General features: G+C 60.4%; 20 protein-coding genes. 12 read left to right on the top strand and 8 right to left on the bottom strand.

All coding sequences use genetic code 11. From position 1 onward, the window contains the following. Nucleotides 1-6 precede the first annotated feature (6 nt). The 7 genes from AC07OG_RS19835 to AC07OG_RS19805 all read right to left on the bottom strand — a co-directional run bounded on the left by AC07OG_RS19835 (nt 7) and on the right by AC07OG_RS19805 (nt 8,332). Entirely contained in the window at nt 7-1,017 is a 1,011-nt protein-coding gene (locus AC07OG_RS19835) for a chemotaxis response regulator protein-glutamate methylesterase (protein WP_060541830.1), read from the bottom strand. Further along, nucleotides 1,014-3,284, bottom strand: a complete 2,271-nt coding sequence (locus AC07OG_RS19830; protein WP_495067868.1) for a hybrid sensor histidine kinase/response regulator — start codon at nt 3,282-3,284, stop codon at nt 1,014-1,016. Before AC07OG_RS19830 ends, AC07OG_RS19835 begins: the two co-directional genes overlap by 4 nt. Continuing rightward, nucleotides 3,281-3,961: a chemotaxis protein CheW gene (locus AC07OG_RS19825; protein ID WP_060541832.1), complete on the bottom strand. Its 681-nt coding sequence runs from the start codon at nt 3,959-3,961 to the stop codon at nt 3,281-3,283. The genes AC07OG_RS19830 and AC07OG_RS19825 overlap by 4 nt, the downstream gene beginning before the upstream one ends. Beyond that, nucleotides 3,958-5,229 (bottom strand): CheR family methyltransferase, encoded by a 1,272-nt coding sequence (locus tag AC07OG_RS19820; RefSeq protein ID WP_495067867.1) that lies wholly within the window; start codon nt 5,227-5,229, stop codon nt 3,958-3,960. The genes AC07OG_RS19825 and AC07OG_RS19820 overlap by 4 nt, the downstream gene beginning before the upstream one ends. Then, nucleotides 5,226-5,762: a chemotaxis protein CheW gene (locus tag AC07OG_RS19815; protein WP_495067866.1), complete on the bottom strand. Its 537-nt coding sequence runs from the start codon at nt 5,760-5,762 to the stop codon at nt 5,226-5,228. The genes AC07OG_RS19820 and AC07OG_RS19815 overlap by 4 nt, the downstream gene beginning before the upstream one ends. Next, nucleotides 5,762-7,384, bottom strand: coding sequence for a methyl-accepting chemotaxis protein (locus AC07OG_RS19810; protein ID WP_495067865.1), 1,623 nt, complete (start codon nt 7,382-7,384; stop codon nt 5,762-5,764). The genes AC07OG_RS19815 and AC07OG_RS19810 overlap by 1 nt, the downstream gene beginning before the upstream one ends. Before the next feature lie 255 nt (nt 7,385-7,639). Then, complete coding sequence (locus tag AC07OG_RS19805) at nt 7,640-8,332, bottom strand: tellurite resistance TerB family protein (RefSeq protein WP_495067864.1); 693 nt, start codon at nt 8,330-8,332, stop codon at nt 7,640-7,642. 241 nt (nt 8,333-8,573) lie between these two features. Between AC07OG_RS19805 and ydcS the strand changes: the two genes are divergently transcribed. The 7 genes from ydcS to AC07OG_RS19770 all read left to right on the top strand — a co-directional run bounded on the left by ydcS (nt 8,574) and on the right by AC07OG_RS19770 (nt 15,514). Beyond that, the gene (gene ydcS / locus AC07OG_RS19800; protein ID WP_495067863.1) at nt 8,574-9,725 is read left to right on the top strand and encodes a putative ABC transporter substrate-binding protein YdcS; all 1,152 of its coding nucleotides are present in this window, start codon (nt 8,574-8,576) and stop codon (nt 9,723-9,725) included. Between the two features lie 479 nt (nt 9,726-10,204). Continuing rightward, complete coding sequence (locus AC07OG_RS19795) at nt 10,205-11,242, top strand: ABC transporter ATP-binding protein (RefSeq protein WP_495067862.1); 1,038 nt, start codon at nt 10,205-10,207, stop codon at nt 11,240-11,242. A 1-nt stretch (nt 11,243) separates the two neighbouring features. Beyond that, on the top strand, nt 11,244-12,191 hold the full coding sequence (locus tag AC07OG_RS19790) for an ABC transporter permease (RefSeq protein ID WP_495067861.1): 948 nt from the start codon (nt 11,244-11,246) through the stop codon (nt 12,189-12,191). Further along, nucleotides 12,181-12,990 (top strand): ABC transporter permease, encoded by an 810-nt coding sequence (locus AC07OG_RS19785; RefSeq protein WP_060541842.1) that lies wholly within the window; start codon nt 12,181-12,183, stop codon nt 12,988-12,990. Before AC07OG_RS19790 ends, AC07OG_RS19785 begins: the two co-directional genes overlap by 11 nt. Nucleotides 12,991-13,169: 179 nt before the next feature. Next, the gene (locus AC07OG_RS19780; RefSeq protein WP_218424813.1) at nt 13,170-14,594 is read left to right on the top strand and encodes a gamma-aminobutyraldehyde dehydrogenase; all 1,425 of its coding nucleotides are present in this window, start codon (nt 13,170-13,172) and stop codon (nt 14,592-14,594) included. 403 nt (nt 14,595-14,997) lie between these two features. Next, nucleotides 14,998-15,246: a CopG family ribbon-helix-helix protein gene (locus AC07OG_RS19775; protein ID WP_495067860.1), complete on the top strand. Its 249-nt coding sequence runs from the start codon at nt 14,998-15,000 to the stop codon at nt 15,244-15,246. Further along, on the top strand, nt 15,224-15,514 hold the full coding sequence (locus AC07OG_RS19770) for a type II toxin-antitoxin system RelE/ParE family toxin (protein ID WP_495067859.1): 291 nt from the start codon (nt 15,224-15,226) through the stop codon (nt 15,512-15,514). The genes AC07OG_RS19775 and AC07OG_RS19770 overlap by 23 nt, the downstream gene beginning before the upstream one ends. 39 nt (nt 15,515-15,553) lie before the next feature. Here the strand turns inward: AC07OG_RS19770 and AC07OG_RS19765 are convergent, their stop codons facing one another. Then, a complete protein-coding gene (locus AC07OG_RS19765) occupies nt 15,554-15,739 on the bottom strand; it encodes a hypothetical protein (protein WP_060541846.1) in 186 nt (61 codons plus the stop codon). A 433-nt stretch (nt 15,740-16,172) separates the two neighbouring features. On the opposite strand from AC07OG_RS19765, the gene AC07OG_RS19760 reads away from it, so the two are divergent. The 5 genes from AC07OG_RS19760 to AC07OG_RS19740 all read left to right on the top strand — a co-directional run bounded on the left by AC07OG_RS19760 (nt 16,173) and on the right by AC07OG_RS19740 (nt 21,433). Next, nucleotides 16,173-17,801, top strand: coding sequence for a glucan biosynthesis protein D (locus AC07OG_RS19760; protein ID WP_495067858.1), 1,629 nt, complete (start codon nt 16,173-16,175; stop codon nt 17,799-17,801). A gap of 377 nt (nt 17,802-18,178) precedes the next feature. Continuing rightward, on the top strand, nt 18,179-19,093 hold the full coding sequence (locus AC07OG_RS19755; RefSeq protein ID WP_060541857.1) for a glutamate/aspartate ABC transporter substrate-binding protein: 915 nt from the start codon (nt 18,179-18,181) through the stop codon (nt 19,091-19,093). Nucleotides 19,094-19,284: 191 nt separating this feature from the next. Further along, nucleotides 19,285-20,031 carry an amino acid ABC transporter permease gene (locus tag AC07OG_RS19750; protein ID WP_056855249.1) on the top strand — a complete coding sequence of 249 codons (747 nt, stop codon included), beginning with the start codon at nt 19,285-19,287 and terminating at the stop codon, nt 20,029-20,031. Next, complete coding sequence (locus AC07OG_RS19745; protein ID WP_060541848.1) at nt 20,031-20,702, top strand: amino acid ABC transporter permease; 672 nt, start codon at nt 20,031-20,033, stop codon at nt 20,700-20,702. The genes AC07OG_RS19750 and AC07OG_RS19745 overlap by 1 nt, the downstream gene beginning before the upstream one ends. After that, nucleotides 20,699-21,433, top strand: coding sequence for an amino acid ABC transporter ATP-binding protein (locus AC07OG_RS19740; RefSeq protein ID WP_008021036.1), 735 nt, complete (start codon nt 20,699-20,701; stop codon nt 21,431-21,433). Before AC07OG_RS19745 ends, AC07OG_RS19740 begins: the two co-directional genes overlap by 4 nt. Nucleotides 21,434-21,580 lie beyond the last annotated feature (147 nt).

The raw sequence follows: 21,580 nt of genomic DNA, 5'->3' as shown, positions 1-21,580 counted from the left end.
AAGTAGTCATTTGGAGAAAATCTCCAGCAATCGTGGCGCTATCTTGTCCAGTGGGCGAATTTCCACGGCAGCGTCGATGGCCGCGGCCGCTTTCGGCATGCCGTAGACCGCGCTGCTGTTCTGGTCCTGTGCGATGGTCAGGTAACCCTGCTGACGCATGAGTTTAAGCCCCTGGGCGCCATCACGCCCCATGCCGGTGAGCAATACGCCTACGGCATCGCCGGCCCAGTGATGGGCCACGCTCTCGAAGAACACGTCGATAGAGGGTCGGTAGATTTCGTTGACCGGTTCGGCGGTGTAGGCCAGCGTGCCGTTTTTCAACAGACGGATATGATGATTGGTGCCGGCCAGCAAGACCGTGCCGCTTTGCGGCGGCTCACCTTCGCGGGCCAGCCGCACGTCGAGGCCGCTGGCACTGCCGAGCCATTCGGCCATGCCGGCGGCGAACACCTGGTCAACGTGCTGTACCAGCACGATGGCCGCTGAGAAGTTGCGCGGCAGCCCCTTGAGCAGGACCTCTAGCGCAGCGGGCCCGCCGGCGGATGAACCGATGGCAATCAGCCTTTGTCGCGAACCCTGATTGCGTGACGGGCCGGGGGCGGAACGTTCGCCACTGACCTTTTCGCCGATCAGCCAGCCGATGTTGATGATTTTGCGCAGTAATGGCGCGGCCGCTTCCTGGGCATTACCGGCACCGAGGGTCGGAGTGTCGACGACGTCCAGTGCCCCGTGGCCCATGGCTTCGAACACCCGGTGGACATTCTGCTGGCGATCGACGGTAACAATGACGATGGCGCAAGGGGTCTCATTCATGATCCGCCGGGTAGCCTCGACGCCATCCATCACCGGCATGATCAGGTCCATCAGGATCAGGTCCGGCGTATCCTGCGCGCACAGGTGCACTGCCTCGGCCCCGTCGCCGGCGACCCAGACCACCTGGTGAGCCGGCTCGAACGCCAGAGCGCGGCGCAGGGCTTCCACTGCCATTGGCATGTCGTTGACGATTGCGATCCTCATGCCCGCGCTCCTCCAATGAGCTCGACCACTGCATCGAGCAGGGCGTCGTCATGAAAACTGGCCTTGGCCAAATAGTAGTCGGCGCCGGCATCCAGCCCCCGACGGCGATCTTCTTCGCGATCCTTGTAGGACACCACCATCACCGGCAGCGATTGCAGGCGATTGTCCCGACGCAGCAGCGTGACCAGTTCGATGCCATCCATGCGCGGCATATCAATGTCGGTGATCAGCAGATCGAAATCCTCCGAACGCAGGGCGTTCCAGCCGTCCATGCCATCCACCGCGACCGCTACGTCGTAGCCGCGATTGAGTAGCAATTTACGCTGCAACTCTCGCACGGTCAGGGAGTCGTCGACCACCAGAATCCGCTTGCGCGCGGCTTCGACGACCTTGCTGCTGTGCCGGGCGATGCGTTCCAGACGCCCGGTATTGAGCAGTTTATCCACGGAGCGCAGCATGTCTTCGACGTCGACGATCAGCACCACTGAACCGTCGTCGAGCAAGGCCCCGGCAGAAATGTCCTGCACCTTGCCCAGACGCTCATCCAGCGGCAGCACCACCAATGTCCGTTCGCCGATAAAGCGCTCCACCGCCACGCCGTAGATCGCATCGCGTTCGCGGATTACCACGACTTTCAATGTTTGCGGGCTGTTCTGGCTCGCCGGGCGCTGCAATAGCTGAGTCGCCGCCACCAGCCCCACGTGTCGGCCCTCGTGCCAGAAGTGCTGGCGACCTTCGACCTGGACGATATCCGCCGGCTCCAGATCGCACATGCGTTCAATGTGAGCCAAAGGGAAAGCGTAGGCTTCGTCGCCGACCTCTACCACCAGGCTGCGCACCACTGACAGGGTCAGCGGCACTTCCAGATGGAAACGGCTGCCCTCGCCCGCCGTCTGCTCCAGTACCACGGCGCCGCGCAATTGCCGGACCATGTGCTGCACCGCATCAAGCCCGACGCCGCGTCCGGAGACTTCGGTGACCGTGTCGCGCAGGCTGAAACCCGGCAGAAACAGGAACGTCAGCAGCTCTTCCTCGCTCAACTGCGCGGCGGTTTGCGCTGGCGACAACTGCCGTTCGATGATGCTGCGGCGGACCTTTTCCAGATCCACGCCATTACCGTCATCACTCAACTCCAGCACCAACAGCCCGGCCTGATGGGAGGCGCGCAGGCGGATCAGGCCTTCAGCCGGCTTGCCTGCCATCAGGCGCTGCTCGGGGCTTTCAATGCCATGATCGACCGCGTTGCGCAGCAAATGGGTCAGCGGGGCTTCGAGCTTTTCCAGCACGTCGCGATCGACCTGGGTCTTCTCACCCTCGATCTCCAGGCGCACCTGTTTACCCAAGTCGCGGCCCAGATCGCGGACCATGCGCACTTGTCCGCTCAGCACATCAGCAAACGGCCGCATCCGACAGGCCAATGCCGTGTCGTACAGCACCTGCGCCCGCTGGCCGGCCTGCCAGGCGAACTCATCAAGTTCGGTGTTCTTTTCCACCAGCAATTGCTGGGATTGCGCCAAAAGTCGCCGGGCATCCTCGAGGGCTTCCCGGGCTTCCAGGCTCAAAGCCTGGTCCTTGAGATGCGTATTGAGGTTCTCCAGCGCGCGCTGGCTGTTGTTCTGCAGGCGTTTGAGACGCTGCATGGCGGCCAGATGCGGTTTGAGCCGCAGGGTTTCGACCAGGGATTTACTCGACAGATCGAGCAGGCTGTTCAGGCGCTCGGCGGTAACGCGCAGCACACGTTCGCCGTTTTCCGTCGCGGGTTTTCTTTTGCGCAGTGTCTTGGCCGCAGGCGGCTCAATGTCCTCTGCCACTGGCTCGATCCCGGGCACTGGCGCTTCGAGCTGCAGTTCGGCCATCACCGGTGCTGCCGCCGTGGCGTTCGGGTCGAGCAATTGCGCCATCCGTGCCACATAGGCTTCGATCTCGGCCCCTTGCGGATTGTTGTTCGGTGTGGCGATGCGCATCAGCAGATCGGTGCCTTGCAGCAACGCATCGATATGCTCCGGGCACAGCAGCAGACGCCCTTCCTGGGCACTGACCAGACAATCTTCCATCACGTGGGCAACGCTGACCCCGGCATCGATACCCACGATCCGCGCCGCGCCCTTGAGCGAGTGTGCCGCGCGCATGCACGACTCGAGCTGATCGGCCAGGGTCGGGTTGCGTTCAAGCGCCAACAGACCGGCACTCAACACCTGGGTCTGGGCCTCGGCTTCCAGGCTGAACAGCTCCTGCAAAGAGGCGTCGCGCATTTGCTCAGGGGTCATGTAAGGCTCCGTGTCACGGCTGTCAGCAGCTGCTCTTCATCCAGCCAGCGCAGGCTGCGGCCTTTGAATTGCAACACGCCCCGGGTGTATATGGCGCTGGCCTGGGCACCGGAGCGCGAGGCCGCATCGAGGATGCGCTCATCGATGGCGTGAATCCCGTCGACCTCATCCACCGGCACCACCACCGGCCCGCCGTGAGCCGCGATGATCAGCATGCGCGGCATGACCCGGATGCCAGGCGCGACGTTGCCGCTGCCATCGAGCCCGAGCAGTTCCACCAGCGACAGGCACGCCACCAACGCGCCGCGCACATTGGCAACACCGAGCAGGGCCCGGGAACGCTGGTGCGGCAAAGAGTGAATCGCCTGCATCGGCGCCACTTCGACCAGACTGCGGGTAGCCAGGCCCAACCATTCTTCGCCCAGGCGAAACATCAACAGCGAGCGGGTTTTCACCTCGCTCTCGAGCGCAATGGACACTTGCTCGCGATCTTCCTGCTGCAACGCGTAACGATCGAGCAAACGCGTGGCGGCGGCCGAATACACCGCGCAATTACGGCAGTGAATGTGCTCACCCAGCAACGGGCAGGATTTGTCACCGTGAATCCCGATGCGGTTCCAGCAATCGTCGATGGCCTGGGCGTCCCGGCTGACGCGAAAGGTATCGGAGGCGGTCATCGTCTACGCTCACTGTCGGCGGCGCGGCCGCTGCGGGCGGCACGCTCCTGTAATCGTCTGGCACCCGCCGTGTCGCCCTGGGCTTGCAGCAATGCCGCCAGGTGCATCAACGCCTCGGGATGTTGCGGTTCGAGGTACAACGCCTTGCGATAAAAACCCTGGGCCTCCAGGGCATTGCCGGCCACGTCGCTGAGCAACCCCAGCCAGCAAAAAACCTGGGCTACCGGCTCATGGCTGCGCAGATAACTTTCACAGGCGACCCGTGCTTGTGCAGTTTTGCCTTCGTTGGCCAGGGCGGCGATGTTTGCCAGCAACCCGGCCGTGTCGGAATCCGGCTTCTTTGCCGCAGCAGACATCGGCGCCACGCTGGCAAACGGACGGCTGCGCAGCGACGTTGGCGGGGCGCTGCGCAGTTGTTTTTGCACCGGTAAAGGCGCAGGTACGAAGAGGGGGAACGGCTCAGGCTCCGGGGCGCTCTGGTGACTGAAGGCAAAGGATTGTGCAATGCCAATCGAGCGCATGCCCAAGCGCCCCAGCGGAGCACCCTCGGCCGGACCGATGAATAGCACGCCATCCACGTGGGTCAGGCGCTTGAGCACTTCAAACACCTGCTTCTGCGTTGCCTGGTCAAAATAGATCAGCAGATTACGGCAGAACACAAAGTCATACGGCGGCTCACCGGCCAGCAGCGCCGGATCAAGCAGATTGCCGACCTGCAGGCGCACCTGCTCGAGCACTCTCTGGTCAAGGCGAAAACTATCGCCTGCGGCGCTGAAATGGCGTTCTCGAAAGCCCATGTCGTGGCCACGAAAGGAGTTTTTGCCATACAGCGCACGCCTGGCTTTTTCCACAGACAGGGGGCTGACGTCCATGCCGTCGACCTTGAACTGATGCGGCTTGAGCCCGGCATCGAGCAACGCCATGGCTATCGAGTACGGTTCTTCTCCGGTGGAGCACGGCAGGCTGAGGATCCTCAGCGCACGCAGGTTATTGATCTCGGCCAGGCGTTTGCTGGCCAGCCTGGCCAGGGTGACGAAGGACTCCGGGTAACGGAAGAACCAGGTTTCCGGGACGATCACCGCTTCGATCAGTGCCTGCTGTTCGTTCTCTGAGCCTTGCAGCAGTTGCCAGTAATGATCGGCTGTCAGTGCGTGCGACGCGGCACTGCGCTGGCGCACGGCACGCTCGATGATCGCCGGCCCGACCGAGGTCACGTCAAGGCCGATGCGCGCCTTGAGGAAATCGAAAAAGCGCTGGTCGCTGCTCATGAGTGCGCCTCAAGCGACGCCAGGTCCAGCGGTGGCGAAGGGAACAACAGTGCGCGAACCTCATCGTTCAGCAGATCCCTGACCCGCACCCATTGCAGCAAACCCTGCTCGTCCTTGCGCACCGGTCCCAGGTACGGCGCCTGGCGATTGTCCAGTCCATAGGGTTGAAAATCCGCCGGATCGCAACGCAGGGTGTCGGTGGCCTGCTCCAGAATCAACCCGAGCAGTTTCGTTTCCGCGCTTTCATCGCGACGGTAGTTGACCAGCACAAGCCGCGTACTGGTACGGGCCTGGGCGGGCGAACCAAAGGCCAGTGCGCAGAGGTCAATCACCGGTACCACCGCACCACGACAGGCGAACACGCCGGCGACCCATTCGGGGGTACCGGGGATCGGCTTCAACGCATGGCACGGCAGCACTTGCGCCACCTCTATCGCTTGTAATGCATAGCGCTCGCTGCCGACGCGAAACACCAGAAACAACGCGTGCGCCGCCTGTTTCACGGCAGCGCGTTTGGCGGTGATTTCGCTCATCAGACTTTGAATCGCGAAACGCCACTACGCAGCCCTACGGCCACCTGGCTCAGCTCGTCGATGGCGAAGCTGGCCTGGCGCAGGGATTCGACGGTCTGACTGCTGGCGTCACCCAGTTGCACCAGCGCGTGGTTGATCTGCTCGGCACCGGTGGCTTGGGCCTGCATGCCTTCGTTGACCATCAACACCCGTGGCGCCAGCGCCTGAACCTGATGGATGATCTGCGACAGCTGCTCGCCGACTTGCTGCACCTCGGACATGCCCCGGCGCACTTCCTCGGAGAACTTGTCCATGCCCATGACCCCGGCGGACACCGCCGACTGGATCTCACGGACCATTTGCTCGATGTCATAGGTGGCCACGGCAGTCTGGTCCGCCAGACGTCGCACTTCGGTGGCGACCACGGCGAACCCGCGACCGTACTCCCCGGCTTTCTCCGCTTCGATGGCGGCGTTGAGCGACAGCAGGTTGGTCTGGTCGGCGACCTTGACGATGGTCACCACCACCTGGTTGATGTTGCCGGCCTTCTCGTTGAGGATCGCCAGCTTGGCGTTGACCAGATCGGCCGCGCCCATTACCGAGTGCATGGTTTCTTCCATCCGCGCCAGGCCCTGTTGCCCGGAGCCGGCGGCCACCGAGGCCTGGTCGGCGGCGGTGGAGACTTCTGTCATGGTGCGCACCAGGTCACGGGAAGTGGCGGCGATTTCCCGCGACGTCGCGCCGATTTCCGTGGTGGTGGCAGCGGTTTCGGTGGCGGTGGCTTGCTGTTGCTTGGAAGTGGCGGCGATCTCGGTGACCGACGTGGTGACCTGCACCGACGAGCGCTGGGCCTGGGACACCAGGGACGTCAGCTCGGTCATCATGTCGTTGAAGCCGGTTTCCACCGCACCGAATTCGTCCTTGCGCTCCAGATTCAGGCGACTGCTGAGATCACCCGTGCGCATGATTCCGAGAATTTCCACGATGCGATTCATCGGCGCCATGATGGCGCGCATCAACAACAGGCCGCAGAGGCCGGCCGCCAATACGGCGATCACCAAGGAAATGCCCATGATGACTTTCGCGGTGAGGACAGCGTCGTCGATGGCTGCTACTTCCGCATCTGCCACTGCCTTGTTGTTTCGAAGAATATCAGTGAGTTTCAGACGACCCGCCGTCCAGGTCGGGGTCAGCTCTTCATTGAATGTCTTTATCGCTTCGGCGTTCTGATTGCGTTTGTACAACTCGATCACGGCCAACAGAATCCGCTGGTAATCGGCCGCCAGCTTTTCGAACGCGGCGTACTCGACTTTGTCTTCTTCGGTCGTGACTGTTGCGCGATAGAGCTCCATCTGCTCTTGCAGGCGCGCGGAGTAGCCCTTGAAGTCCGAGACATCCTCAGCGCTGAAGCCGTTCCCTTGCTCCAGGCCAAGCATGCCCAGCATTCGTAGATAACTGTCGGACCAGGCACTGCGCACCATCGAACTGTAATACAGCCCGGGAAGTGCATCCTCGCGAACACTGGCTTCGCTGGATTCGATCGTCAACAGCCGTGAATACGAGACGACCACCATCAACAGCATAATGGCGATAATTACCGCAAAACTCGCCAAAATGCGTTGGCGCAACGTCCAGTTCTTCACAGTCGATCCTCGGGCCTGATGCCAAATGGGCGGAGTATAGCCGAGGGCGGTGTTACACCTATAAGACGGTCGCTTACACTATTTTACCCTTCTGGCAGAAACAGACTATCAATTGACCATTAAGGCACTGAGCGCAACTGCAATTGTCATCGTGTACAGGCCCGATCCCACAATAACCTTCTGTGAACACAACATTTGTGCTCGCCGATGGTCCTTGTGGCAGCGAGCCTGCCCGCGGTCAGGCGGCCTCGGCGCCTACAGCGAAGCCTGGCGCACCTGTCTCTCCAGCTCGGCCTTCAACCATGGCTCCAGCTTGAGTTGCCGCGCCAGTTCATCGAGGTAGGACTTCTCCATAAAGTTCTCCTCGTCGACCATCATCACACTGGCGATGTACATCTCGGCCGCCGTCTCCGGCGTGCGCGCGGCGCGGGCGACGTCGGTGGGGTCCAGCGGCTTGTTGAGCTCGGCGTGCAGCCAGTGCTGCAACTCCTGGTCGTTGTCCAGTTTGACGAACTCGCCCTCGATCAGCGCGCGTTCGCGGTCGTCGATATGTCCGTCAGCCTTGGCTGCGGCAACCAGCGCCTGGAGAATCGCCTGGCTGTGCTGCTCGACTTGCGTGGCAGGCAAGCGGTCAAGGGTTTGCGGTTCGGTTTCTGGCGCAGTGCCCTGCTGGGCCTGCCAGTTGCCGTACGCCTTGTAGGCCAGCACACCCAACGCGGTGAGGCCGCCGTAGACCGCGACTTTGCCGCCGACGTTACGGGCCTTTTTGCTGCCCAGCAGCAAGCCCATGGCACCTGCGGCCAATGCCCCGCCGCTCGCGCCGGAGAGCAAACTGCCAAGGCCAGCGCTGCCACCGCTCGCGACCTTTTGCTTCGAGCCACCGGTCTTGTTCTGCAACAAGTCCTGGCCCGACCTTAATAGTTGATCGAGCAATCCACGGGTGTTCATTTTTCCGCCTCCATAAATGTGTTTAACCGGAAAATAAGGCCACCAGCCTAAATTGAAAGTGCCCGCTACCCACTCGCGAGAGTGCTTCCAGATGTTGCCTGCTGCCCTTCCCTTGCCGTTTCAAGCTCGCAGCTTTCGTTTCTCTTGAAGTTTGAAACTTGCAGCTACGCTAAAAACAACAATCGGCAATACTCTTGATCGAGCCAACGCCCCGACCATAATTAAAAAAGAGGGAAACTCCATGTTCGTGCACAAGACCGCACTGCTCAGTGCAATCACCACCGCGCTGCTGGCCAGCGTCAGTGCCCAGGCCGCAGAGCCCCTCACGGCCGTCGGTGCCGGCGAGGGTCAACTGGATATTGTCGCCTGGCCGGGCTACATCGAACGTGGCGAGAGCGACAAGGCCTACGACTGGGTGACCGGCTTCGAGAAAGAAACCGGCTGCAAGGTCAACGTCAAGACCGCTGCTACCTCTGATGAAATGGTCAGCCTGATGGCCAAGGGCGGATACGACCTGGTGACCGCGTCCGGCGACGCTTCCCTGCGCCTGATCGTCGGCAAGCGGGTACAGCCGATCAACACGGCGCTGATTTCGAACTGGAAGAATCTCGACCCGCGCCTCAAGGATGCGCCGTGGTACGTAGTCAATAAACAGACCTACGGCACCCCGTACCAGTGGGGCCCGAACGTGCTGATGTACAACACCAACGTGTTCAAGACCGCGCCCACCAGTTGGGGCGTGCTGTTCGACGCGCAGAACCTGCCGGACGGCAAACCGAACAAGGGTCGCGTACAGGCGTATGACGGTCCGATCTACATTGCCGACGCGGCGCTGTACCTGAAAACCGCCAAGCCGGAGCTGGGTATCCAGAGCCCGTACGAACTGACCGAAGCGCAGTACAAAGCCGTGCTCGACCTGCTGCGCGCCCAGCAGCCATTGATCCACCGCTACTGGCATGACACCACGGTTCAAATGAGCGACTTCAAGAACGAGGGCGTAGTCGCCTCCGGCGCCTGGCCGTACCAGGTCAACGGTCTGATCAACGAGAAGCAGCCAATCGCTTCGACCATCCCGAAAGAAGGCGCCACCGGTTGGGCCGACACCACCATGTTGCACACCGAGGCCAAGCACCCGAACTGTGCGTACAAGTGGATGGACTGGTCACTGCAACCGAAAGTCCAGGGCGATGTCGCGGCATGGTTCGGCTCGTTGCCAGCGGTGCCGGCGGCTTGCCAAGGCAGTGAGCTGCTCGGCGCCGAGGGCTGCAAGACCAACGGTTTCGACCAGTTCGACAAAATCGCTTTCTGGAAAACCCCGCAGGCTGAAGGCGGCAAGTTCGTGCCGTACAGCCGCTGGACCCAGGATTACATTGCGATCATGGGTGGGCGCTGACTCAAGTGCGATTCGCGTCGAGCTCCCTTTGCCCCTCTCCCCCCTGGGGGAAAGGGCTGGGGTGAGGGGGTAGCTTTTGACGTTGCTCTTCAATTATGGGCAATGACCGAAACCGCTGCCCTCACCCCCCGCCCTCTCCCGGAGGGAGAGGGAGCTAAAAGCGGATCGCATTTCATCTGCGAGATGTGCGAGCTAAAAGCAGATCGCATTTCATCTGCGAGATGTGCGAGCTAAAAGCAGATCGCATTTCACCTGCAGGATGTGTGAGCTCAAAGCAGATCGCATTTCACCTGCAGGATGTGTGAGCTAAAAGCAGATCGCATTTCACCTGCAGGATGTGTGAGCTAAAAGCGAATCGCATTTCATCTGCCAGGTGTGTGAGCTGAAAGCAGATCGCATTCACCGCTAGACGATTCAGTTTTTTCAGAAGTCCAGGCAGGGCCGTTGCGACGGCCCTCGCCTTTTTGGAGCACCGCACCATGACGCTTGCAGTCCAATTCACCAACGTTTCCCGTCTGTTCGGCGAAGTGAAGGCCGTAGACCGGGTTTCCATCGACATCCAGGACGGCGAGTTCTTCTCCATGCTGGGGCCTTCCGGCTCGGGCAAAACAACCTGTTTGCGCCTGATCGCCGGTTTCGAACAACCGAGCGCCGGCTCCATCCGTATTCATGGCGAGGAAGCCGCCGGGCTGCCGCCGTATCAACGCGACGTGAACACCGTGTTCCAGGATTACGCGCTGTTCCCGCACATGAACGTTCGCGACAACGTCGCCTACGGCCTGAAAGTCAAAGGCGTGGGCAAGATTGAACGCCTCAAGCGCGCCGAAGAAGCCCTCGACATGGTCGCCCTGGCTGGCTATGGCGAGCGCAAGCCGGTGCAACTGTCCGGAGGTCAGCGCCAGCGTGTGGCCCTGGCCCGCGCCCTGGTCAATCGTCCGCGCGTATTGCTGCTCGACGAGCCCCTCGGCGCTCTCGACCTGAAGCTGCGCGAGCAAATGCAGAGCGAGCTGAAAAAGCTGCAGCGCCAGCTCGGCATCACCTTCATTTTCGTTACCCATGACCAGACTGAAGCGCTGTCGATGTCCGATCGCGTTGCAGTTTTCAACAAGGGCCGCATCGAACAAGTCGATACGCCGCGCAACCTGTACATGAAACCGGCCACCACCTTCGTCGCGGAATTCGTTGGCACTTCCAACGTGATCCGCGGCGAGCTGGCCAAACAGTTGAGTGGCAATCCGCAGCCGTTCTCGATTCGCCCGGAACACGTGCGGTTCGCCGAAGGCCCGCTGGCCAGCCACGAGATTGAAGTCTGCGGTTTGCTGCACGATATCCAGTACCAAGGCAGTTCGACTCGCTATGAGCTGAAACTGGAAAACGGCCAGACCCTGAACATCAGCAAGGCCAACAACCAGTGGCTGGATACCAGCGCACAGCACCAGACCGGACAGCGCATCAGTGCACGCTGGGCGCGTGAAGCCATGATCCCGTTGCACGACACCGCAGCGGGCGGGGTGTGAGATGAACAGCGTGGCTCTCGCTCAATCTTCGGCCAGCGGCTCACTGCTGCGCAGGTTTTCCAATCTGTTGTATCGCCGACCGAATTTTTACCTGTCGCTACTGTTGGTACCGCCGCTGCTGTGGTTCGGTGCGATCTATCTCGGTTCGTTGCTGGTTCTGCTGTGGCAAGGCTTCTACACCTTCGATGACTTCACCATGGCGGTCACCCCCGACCTGACCCTGGCGAACTTTGCCGCGCTGTTCCAGCCATCGAACTTCGACATCATCCTGCGCACCCTCGGCATGGCGATTGCCGTGTCGATCGCCAGCGCCATCGTCGCGTTCCCGATCGCCTATTACATGGCACGCTACACCACCGGCAAGACCAAGGCGTTCTTCTACATCGCGGTGATGATGCCGATGTGGGCCAGCTACATCGTCAAGGCCTATGCCTGGACCTTGCTGCTGGCCAAGGGCGGCGTGGCCCAGTGGTTCGTGCAGCACCTGGGGCTGGAACCGGTCCTGCAACTGGTGCTGGGCATTCCGGGCGTCGGTGGCAGCACCCTGTCGACCTCGCACCTGGGGCGCTTCATGGTGTTCGTCTACATCTGGCTGCCCTTCATGATCCTGCCGATCCAGGCCTCGCTGGAACGTTTGCCGCCGTCGTTGTTGCAAGCCTCCGCCGACCTTGGGGCCAAGCCGCGCCAGACCTTCATGCAGGTGATCCTGCCGTTGTCGATCCCGGGCATTGCCGCAGGCTCGATCTTCACCTTCTCTCTGACGCTCGGTGACTTCATCGTGCCGCAACTGGTGGGCCCACCCGGCTACTTCGTCGGCAGCATGGTCTACGCCCAGCAAGGTGCGATCGGCAACATGCCAATGGCCGCAGCGTTCACCCTGGTGCCGATCGTGCTGATCGCCATCTACCTCTCCATCGTCAAACGCCTGGGGGCCTTCGATGCACTCTGAGAAAGCTTCTATTGGCCTGAAAATCGCGGCGTGGGGCGGGCTGGTATTCCTGCACTTCCCGATCCTGATCATCTTCCTGTACGCCTTCAACACCGAAGACGCGGCGTTCAGCTTTCCGCCCAAGGGCTTCACCCTGAAGTGGATCGGCGTGGCGTTCTCGCGGCCGGATGTGCTCGAAGCGATCAAGCTGTCGTTGCAGATCGCCTCGATTGCCACGCTGATCGCCATGGTCCTTGGCACATTGGCCTCGGCCGCGTTGTACCGCCGGGATTTCTTCGGCAAGCAAGGCATTTCGCTGATGCTGATCCTGCCGATCGCCCTGCCGGGGATCATCACCGGGATCGCGCTGCTGGCGACCTTCAAGACACTGGGGATCGAACCGGGGATGTTCACCATCATCGTCGGTCACGCGACCTTCTGTGTGGTGATCGTCTACAACAACGTCATCGCCCGTTTGCGCCGCACTTCGCACAGCCTGATCGAGGCCTCGATGGACCTCGGCGCCGACGGCTGGCAGACCTTCCGCTACATCATCCTGCCGAACCTCGGCTCGGCGTTGCTGGCTGGGGGCATGCTCGCTTTCGCGCTGTCGTTCGATGAAATCATCGTCACCACCTTCACCGCCGGCCATGAACGCACCCTGCCGCTGTGGCTGCTCAACCAGCTCAGCCGCCCACGGGACGTACCGGTGACCAACGTCGTGGCGATGCTGGTGATGATCGTGACCATGCTGCCAATTTTCGGTGCCTATTACCTGACCCGTGGCGGTGAAAGCGTGGCGGGCAGTGGTGGAAAGTAACTGACAACGATTACTCCCGAAAGGAACCGAACTCAATGTGGGAGCGGGCTTGCTCGCGAAAAGGTCATCACATTCAACAGTGATGGTGCCTGACACACCGCTTTCGCGAGCAAGCCCGCTCCCACAGTTAGACCCGGTTGCTACAGATAAAAATAAATAGTTTCGAAGAGGACAATGCCATGCAAACCCGACTCTTGATCAACGGCCAACTCCTTGATGGCGAAGGCCCCGCCCAACCGGTGTTCAACCCGGCGCTGGGCAGTGTGCTGGTGGAAATCAACGAAGCCAGCGAAGCCCAGGTCGATGCCGCCGTGCGCGCTGCCGACGCCGCGTTCGACAGCTGGTCGCAGACCCCGCCTAAAGAACGTTCGCTGCTGCTGCTCAATCTCGCCGACGTCATCGAAGCCCACGGAGAAGAGCTGGCCAAACTGGAATCGGACAACTGCGGCAAGCCCTACAGCGCCGCGTTGAACGACGAGATCCCGGCGATTGCCGACGTATTCCGTTTCTTCGCCGGCGCCAGCCGTTGCATGAGCGGTTCGGCCGGTGGCGAATACCTGCCTGGCCACACCTCGATGATCCGCCGCGATCCGGTGGGCGTGATCGCTTCCATCGCGCCGTGGAACTACCCGCTGATGATGGTTGCCTGGAAAATCGCCCCGGCCCTGGCCGCCGGTAATACCGTGGTCCTCAAGCCGTCGGAACAAACTCCGCTGACCGCCCTGCGTCTGGCCGAGCTGGCGTCGGAAATTTTCCCGGCCGGCGTGCTCAACCTGGTATTCGGTCGCGGTCCTACCGTCGGCAGCCCGCTGGTGACCCATCCGAAAGTGCGCATGGTGTCCCTGACCGGTTCCATCGCCACCGGTTCGAACATCATTTCCAGCACCGCCGACAGCGTCAAGCGCATGCACATGGAACTGGGCGGCAAGGCTCCGGTGATCATCTTCGACGACGCCGACATCGACGCGGCAGTGGAAGGCATCCGCACCTTCGGTTTTTACAACGCCGGCCAGGACTGCACCGCCGCCTGCCGCATCTATGCGCAGGAAGGCATCTACGACAAGTTCGTCGAGAAACTCGGTGCCGCCGTCAGCAGCATCAAGCACGGCTTGCAGGATGACCCATCGACCGAACTCGGCCCACTGATCAGCGCACAGCACCGCGACCGCGTGGCCGGCTTTGTCGAGCGCGCCGTGGCCCAGCCGCACATCCGCCTGATCACCGGTGGCAAGGCGGTGGACGGCAACGGGTTCTTCTTCGAGCCCACGGTGCTGGCCGACGCGCAGCAAGACGATGAAATTGTTCGTCGTGAAGTGTTTGGGCCAGTGGTGTCCGTCACCCGATTCACCGATGAAGCGCAGGTGCTGGGCTGGGCCAATGATTCGGACTACGGGCTCGCCTCGTCGGTGTGGACCGCAGACGTCGGCCGCGCCCATCGCCTGTCCGCGCGCTTGCAGTACGGCTGCACCTGGGTGAATACGCACTTCATGCTGGTCAGCGAAATGCCCCATGGCGGTCAGAAACTGTCCGGATACGGGAAGGACATGTCGATGTATGGGTTGGAGGACTACACCGTTGTGCGGCATGTGATGTTCAAGCACTAAAGGCATCGCCAGCAGGCTGGCTCCCACAGTTTGGAATGCGTTTCCCTGTGGGAGCCAGCCTGCTGGCGATAGCGTCACCCCGGCTTCAAGGCAGAAGCCGGCACCAGGCGACACCTGGAAGACAAAACAATAACCACCGCCCCGGAACGCTTCCAAAACTTTGCCCTGGTTTCGGACATCCTGAATCTGCCAATTTTGCGCAGAGATCTCAATGAGTGCATTACCCTGCCCAGCGCATGGCCTTGGTAGGGAACAGCATCTGGCAACACATCACTCCCCCACTTTCGCGCTCACCCCGCTAAAGTTTTCTACGCCTCTGCACACTTGAGTTGGTTGACGAAAAGCGCGGGAGACCCTAGTGTGTTTACGTAGTTTACAGCGTATACACCCTAGGAGAGCCATCATGGCTTCACCCGTTTTGTCCTTTCGCGTCGAAGAATTACTGGCTCAACAGCTCGATCAGCTGGCAGCCGCCACCGATCGCGACCGCCAATACCATCTCAAGCGTGCACTGGTTCGTTATGTGGAAGCCGAATCCTGGCATCTGCAAGCCATCAGCGACGGCATAGCCGATGCCAACGCCGGGAAATTTACCGATCTGGACGCCGTGAAGGCTAAGTGGGCCAAACGTGCCGAGCGTAGTACTGACTGAAAAAGCCGAAAGCGACCTTGATCACATCCACGAGCATTACCACAGGGTCGTTGGGGCACCTGCCGCCCTCGAGATCATTTTCACGATCCTGCAATCCTTTGAACTGCTCGAGCATTTTCCCGGCTCGGGCCGGCCGTCTGTGGTGCCTGATGTACGAGAGTTAGTGCTTGGCCGATATCCCTTCATCGCCCCTTATCGATTTGTCGAAGGCCAGGTACAGGTGTTGCGAGTGCTGCATCAACGCTCAGAACGCTCGCAGGATTGGTGAAAAAAGGGCATCCCGCCCAAGCCGGATGCCCCGCCTCTTTCAGAACCGCGAAACACTCCTCATCGCATCCACCAGATAGCGCATGGCAATCCGGTCGCTTTCCGATAATTCGCGATATCGCTCCACCAGTTTCATTTCCTCGCTGTTGAGTCTGCGTCTGCGTCGCCCGGTACCCAGGCACGGAAAGATTCCCAACATTTCGGTGATGCCTTGTACTTTCGACATGGACGATGTCCTTCTCTATACGTCAAAGAAAACTGCTAAAAACCGAATCGCCCTATCTTTTTCAACTGACTCCCTGTTTCAGCTGCCTCCATGTGCCCACTGAACCGCACCGGCCTGAAGGGCATAAACCGGTCATGAGCACAGAATAGGAATATTCCGCGCGCTGAAAAGCGGTTTTTAGAGTAATTAGTCGAAAAAAGCAGATATGCCCTGAAAATCAGAAAAGGCTGTGGGAAACATTTACCGACATGTCTTGTTTCATTGCCGGACTAGCGCCGTGCCATCAATCAATTTTGCTCTTCAAGCGAACGGTTTAAGCTATCCGGCATCTGTTTAAAGTCCGTTGCGTTTGGCCGAAGGCATGTCCGAACCGATATTTCTGATCCAGCACGTGCCAGGAACGGCGCGGGATTGTTAACGACAGGTTGTATTTATGCACCGCAGACATTTGCTCAAAGCCTCCATGGCCATCGCTGCCTACACCGGCTTGTCCGCCACCGGCCTGCTGGCCGCCAATGCCTGGGCGGGCAGCGGGAGCACCGCCGATGGCGAGGCCACGGCGTTCGATTTCGAAGCGCTGAAACGCCAGGCCAAACAGCTTGCCAGCAACCGCTACCAGGACACCAAGCAGGTGTTGCCGCCGACCCTGGCCACCATGACCCCGCAGAACTTCAACGCCATCCGCTATGACGGCAACCATTCACTGTGGAATGACCTGAACGGGCAGCTTGACGTGCAGTTCTTCCACGTCGGCATGGGGTTCAAGCAGCCGGTGCGCATGTACAGCGTCGACCCCAAGACCCGCCTGGCGCGCGAGGTGCATTTCCGTCCGTCGCTGTTCAACTATGAAAACACCACCGTTGACACTACCCAGCTCAAAGGAGACCTGGGCTTCTCCGGCTTCAAGCTGTTCAAGGCTCCGGAACTGGACAAGCACGACGTCGTGTCTTTCCTCGGCGCCAGCTACTTCCGTGCAGTAGACGCCACCGGCCAGTACGGCTTGTCGGCCCGCGGCCTGGCCATCGACACCTACGCCAGCAAGCGCGAAGAGTTTCCCGACTTCACCAAGTTCTGGTTCGAGACGCCAGACAAGGACAGCACCCGTTTCGTGGTCTATGCCCTGCTCGACTCGCCGAGCGCTACCGGCGCCTATCGCTTCGATATCGACTGCCAGGCCGAGCGCGTGGTGATGGAAGTCGACGCCCACGTCAACGCGCGTACTGCCATCGACCAGTTGGGCATTGCACCCATGACCAGCATGTTCAGTTGCGGCACCCATGAGCGCCGGATGTGCGACACCATTCACCCGCAGATCCATGACTCCGATCGCCTGGCCATGTGGCGCGGCAACGGCGAGTGGATCTGCCGTCCGCTGAACAACCCGGCCACCCTGCAATTCAACGCATTCGCCGACAAGGACCCGAAAGGTTTCGGCCTGGTGCAGACCGATCACGAGTTCGCCAGTTACCAGGACACCGTCGACTGGTACAGCCGCCGTCCGAGCCTGTGGGTCGAACCGACCACAGCCTGGGGTGAAGGCTCGATCGACTTGCTGGAGATCCCCACCACCGGCGAGACCATGGACAACATCGTGGCCTTCTGGACGCCCAAAAAACCAGTGGCCGCCGGCGACTCGCTGAACTACGGCTACAAGCTCTACTGGAGTGCCCTGCCCCCGGTCGGCACGCCACTTGCCCGGGTCCACGCGACCCGTTCAGGGATGGGCGGTTTCACTGAAGGCTGGGCACCGGGCGAGCATTACCCACCGGTCTGGGCCCGGCGTTTTGCCGTGGACTTCACCGGTGGCGGCCTGGATCGCTTGCCTGAAGGCACAGGCATCGAGCCCGTGGTCACCTGCTCGAACGGCGAGGTCAAGGATTTCAGCATTCTCAAGCTCGACGACATCAAGGGCTACCGCATCCTGTTCGACTGGTACCCGACCAATGACAGCGTCGCGCCGGTAGAACTGCGTCTGTTCATTCGCACTAACGATCGCACGCTCAGTGAAACCTGGTTGTACCAGTACTTCCCGCCTGCGCCGGACAAGCGCAAATACCCCTGACATGCCCACACTGTAGGAGCCGGCTTGCTGGCGATGACGATCTATCAGACAGGATTGATGTGACTGATGCTCCGCTATCGCCAGCAAGCCGGCTCCCACACCTGGAGATGCGCATTAGCCACCATTCGGTTTTCCGAACGCGACCTGTCGGTCGGTTCGGTTAACCGGATGCTTCCTTCACAACATCAACGCCACAAATATTTAATTTCCTTATAAATCAATGATTTGATCATTATCGACTGGTCTGGCACGAGTCATGCTCTACACTCTTCGACGAATGTCCTTTGCGCTCGCTCATCGTGGCGCTCAGGTGTTTTGCAGCACAAAAAGGGCCGATGAACTGGCTCCATAAAAAAAACAAAGTCGAGGAAAATTTGATGCGCATCGTTCCCCATATCCTGGGCGCAGCCATTGCTGCCGCTCTGATCAGCACGCCAGTTTTCGCAGCCGAACTGACCGGCACCCTGAAGAAGATCAAAGAATCCGGTGTCATTACCCTCGGACACCGTGACGCTTCCATTCCTTTCTCCTACATCGCTGATGCTTCCGGCAAGCCGGTCGGCTACTCCCACGACATTCAGCTCAAAGTCGTCGAAGCCCTGAAAAAAGACCTGGACCTGCCCAATCTCCAGGTCAAGTACAACCTGGTCACCTCGCAAACCCGTATCCCGCTGGTACAGAACGGCACCGTTGACCTTGAGTGCGGTTCCACCACCAACAACGTCGAGCGTCAGCAGCAAGTTGACTTCTCTGTCGGCATCTTCGAAATCGGTACCCGCCTGCTGTCCAAAAAGGACTCCAAGTACAAGGATTTCGAGGACCTCAAAGGCAAGAACGTCGTGACCACCGCCGGCACCACGTCCGAGCGCATCCTCAAGGCGATGAACGCCGACAAGCAGATGGGCATGAACGTGATCTCCGCCAAAGACCACGGCGAATCCTTCCAGATGCTGGAAACTGGCCGCGCAGTGGCCTTCATGATGGATGACGCCCTCCTGGCCGGTGAAGCCGCCAAGGCCAAGAAAGCCGATGACTGGGCCGTGACCGGTACTCCACAGTCCTACGAAATCTACGGCTGCATGGTGCGCAAAGGCGACGAGCCGTTCAAAAAGGCCGTGGATGACGCCATCAAGGCAACTTACGCATCGGGCGAGATCAACAAGATCTACGAAAAATGGTTCATGCAGCCGATTCCGCCAAAGGGCCTGAACCTGATGTTCCCGATGAGCGACGAGCTCAAGGCCCTGATCGCCAATCCGACCGACAAAGCGGCTGACGACAAGAAATCCTGATTTCTGACTAACCTTATCCCTGAGAGGGTCGTTGCCCTCTCAGGGATCGCACTCCCTGCTGGCATTTTTGGAAAAACTCGAACCGGTGGCTGTCGAGCCGAGCGCGTGTGCCTGACTCTCGAGGTCGGGCGGGAACGGAGCTTCCCCCAAGCGGGCATTTGTACATCGATCGAATCCGAGGGGAGACCCTAATGAATTACAACTGGGACTGGAGCGTGTTCTTCAAGTCCACCGGCGTGGGCAGCGAGACCTATCTCGACTGGTACGTGTCCGGTCTGGCCTGGACCATCGGCATCGCCATCGCGGCGTGGATCATCGCCCTGACACTGGGCTCGATCCTGGGCGTCATGCGTACCGTGCCGAATCGCATCGTATCGGGCATCGCCACCTGCTACGTCGAACTCTTCCGTAACGTGCCGCTGCTGGTTCAGCTGTTCATCTGGTACTTCCTGGTACCCGACCTGCTGCCGGCGGACCTACAAGAGTGGTACAAGCAGGATCTGAACCCGACAACCTCGGCCTTCCTCAGCGTCGTCGTGTGCCTGGGCCTGTTCACCACCGCGCGGGTTTGCGAACAGGTGCGCACCGGCATCCAGGCCCTGCCCAAGGGTCAGGAATCCGCGGCCCGCGCCATGGGTTTCAAACTGCCGCAGATCTACTGGAACGTGCTGCTGCCCCAGGCCTACCGGATCATCATTCCGCCGCTTACCTCGGAATTCCTCAACGTCTTCAAGAACACCTCCGTGGCCTCGCTGATCGGTTTGATGGAATTGCTCGCGCAGACCAAACAGACCGCCGAGTTCTCCGCCAACCTGTTCGAAGCCTTTACCCTGGCCACGCTGATCTACTTCACCCTGAACATGAGCCTGATGTTGCTGATGCGCCTGGTCGAGAAGAAAGTCGCCGTACCGGGCCTGATCTCCGTAGGGGGTAAATGATGGAATTCGACTTCTCGGGCATCATCCCGTCCCTGCCGGGCCTGTGGAACGGCATGGTCATGACCCTGAAACTGATGGCCATGGGCGTGATCGGGGGGATCATCCTCGGCACCATCCTGGCGCTGTGCCGCCTGTCCCACAACAAACTGCTGTCGAACCTCGCTGGCGCCTACGTCAACTACTTCCGCTCGATCCCGTTGCTGCTGGTCATCACCTGGTTCTACCTGGCGGTGCCGTTCGTACTGCGCTGGATCACCGGCGAAGACACGCCGATCGGCGCGTTCGCCTCCTGCATCGTGGCCTTCATGATGTTCGAAGCGGCGTACTTCTGCGAAATCGTCCGTGCCGGTGTGCAGTCGATTCCCAAGGGCCAGATGGGCGCTGCCCAGGCGCTGGGCATGACTTACGGCCAGATGATGCGCCTGATCATCCTGCCGCAAGCGTTCCGCAAGATGACCCCGCTGTTGCTGCAGCAGAGCATCATCCTGTTTCAGGACACCTCGCTGGTCTACGCGGTCGGTCTGGTGGACTTCCTCAATGCTTCGCGCGCCAGTGGCGACATCATTGGCCGCTCCAATGAGTTCCTGATCTTCGCAGGTCTCGTGTACTTCATTATCAGCTTTTCCGCCTCGCTGCTGGTCAAGCGTCTGCAAAAAAGGTTCGCCGTATGATCTCTATCAAAAGCATCAACAAGTGGTATGGGGACTTTCAGGTACTGACTGATTGCAGCACCGAGGTCAAAAAAGGCGAAGTGATCGTGGTGTGCGGGCCATCGGGTTCCGGCAAGTCGACCCTGATCAAGTGCGTCAACGCCCTGGAGCCGTTCCAGAAGGGCGACATCGTGGTCGACGGCACGTCCATAGCCGACCCGAAGACCAACCTGCCGAAACTGCGTTCGCGCGTTGGCATGGTGTTCCAGCACTTCGAACTGTTCCCGCACCTGACCATCACCGAAAACCTGACCATCGCGCAGATCAAGGTGTTGGGCCGCAGCAAGGAAGAAGCCACCAAGAAAGGCCTGCAACTGCTTGAGCGCGTCGGTCTCTCGGCTCACGCCCATAAGCACCCGGGCCAGCTTTCCGGTGGTCAGCAGCAGCGTGTGGCGATTGCCCGTGCGCTGGCGATGGACCCGATCGTCATGCTGTTCGACGAACCGACCTCGGCGCTGGACCCGGAAATGGTCAACGAAGTACTCGACGTGATGGTGCAACTGGCCCACGAAGGCATGACCATGATGTGCGTGACCCACGAAATGGGCTTCGCCCGCAAAGTGGCCGACCGCGTGATCTTCATGGACGCCGGCAAGATCATCGAAGACTGCCCGAAAGAGGAGTTCTTCGGCGACATCAACGCCCGCGCCGAACGTACCCAGCACTTCCTCAACAAGATCCTGCAGCACTAAGCAAACACCGCTCCCCCTGTGGGAGCGGGCTTCTGTGGCGAGGGGGCTTGCCCCCGTTGGGTCGCGAAGCGGCCCCGGCATTTTATAGTCAGACCGCATGCAATGGGCTTACGACTGCTTCGCAGCCGAACGGGGGCAAGCCCCCTC

The organism is Pseudomonas sp. GW821-FHT09H03, from assembly GCF_059415945.1.
The sequence above is the reverse complement of the archived record's forward strand: the minus strand, read 5'-3'. Positions and strand labels throughout refer to the sequence as shown.